This window comes from Halorubrum sp. Atlit-26R (genome assembly GCF_003666015.1).
GTDB lineage: Archaea > Halobacteriota > Halobacteria > Halobacteriales > Haloferacaceae > Halorubrum.
Genome location: NZ_QPLT01000426.1, coordinates 1 through 498 on the forward strand (window position 1 = coordinate 1; position 498 = coordinate 498).

2 protein-coding genes are annotated in these 498 nt (G+C 65.1%); both read left to right on the forward strand.

Translation table 11 applies throughout. From position 1 onward, the window contains the following. The coding region (locus tag DVK07_RS21290) for an RIO1 family regulatory kinase/ATPase (protein WP_303646401.1) at window positions 1-169 on the forward strand (169 nt) is incomplete at its 5' end. 93 nt (window positions 170-262) lie between these two features. Beyond that, window positions 263-498: pre-rRNA-processing protein PNO1 (locus tag DVK07_RS21295; protein ID WP_233565607.1), on the forward strand; the 236-nt coding region annotated here is incomplete at its 3' end.

Here is a 498-nt window from a genome sequence, read left to right on the forward strand (position 1 = left end):
CGTCGTCATCGACCTCGGACAGGCGGTGACGGTCCACCACCCCAACGCCGAGGAGTTCCTCCGGCGGGACTGCCGCAACGTGGCCAACTTCTTCCGGCGGCAGGGTGCCGACGCCGACGGCGACTCGCTGTTCGAGTTCGTCACGGCCGACGAGAGCGAAGACGAGTAGAAACACAGACCCGCCGCGAGGCGGGTCTGAGACCCACACACGCGGCGACCCGCCGAGCGAACGCTTAAACCACTCCGACGGGTATCGGGTGATATGCAGCACGTCAAGGTGCCGCAGGACCGTATCGGTGTTCTCATGGGCGAAGGTGGTTCGACGCTCCGAGAAATCGAGAGTCGTGCAGAAGTCCGACTCGACGTTGATTCCGAAAACGGCAGTGTCGCCATCGACAGCGTGGGCGACCCCGTTCTCGGGATGGTCGCACCCGATGTCGTTCGGGCCGTCGGCCGCGGATTCGCCACTGAGGACGCAATGGCGCTCCTCGACGACGA